Raw genomic sequence first — 388 nt, 5'->3', positions numbered from 1 at the left:
TCGATCGTCCACATCGCAGCTTCCTTTCGTGATTCGAAAGCACAAAAGGAATCACAACCGCGCACAACCCGCAAACCGAAGTCCGCTAACCGATTCCGCCGATTCTCAAAGTCTCCGGACGGACACTTAGAGTCCGTCCGAACACTTTCTCATTTTGAACATAGCCTTCGCAGCATGAGGCGGATGGAGGCTAATTTGAGGAAGGCAAGCGCATTTCTTGACAGGTTTTCGAGGTCCTTGGCCAGTCTACGGCATCGTCCGAGCCATGCGAAGGTTCGCTCGACAACCCATCGGCGTGGCAACAACTCGAAGCCTTTGGCCGCATCGGATCGCTTGACGATTTCAGTTGCCAGACCTGGTCTGGCCTTCTTCTGACCCTTTGCGAAGA

The 388-nt window shown here is 53.9% G+C and carries 1 protein-coding gene; it reads right to left on the bottom strand.

What is annotated here, in order from left to right:
• Positions 1–149 precede the first annotated feature (149 nt).
• Positions 150–388: transposase (locus tag AX760_RS05530; protein ID WP_139276435.1), on the bottom strand; the 239-nt coding region annotated here is incomplete at its 5' end.

Source organism: Pararhizobium antarcticum (genome assembly GCF_001885585.1).
Lineage (GTDB): Bacteria > Pseudomonadota > Alphaproteobacteria > Rhizobiales > Rhizobiaceae > Pararhizobium > Pararhizobium antarcticum.
Note: the sequence above shows the minus strand (reverse complement) of the source record. Positions and strands in the feature narration are given on the sequence as shown.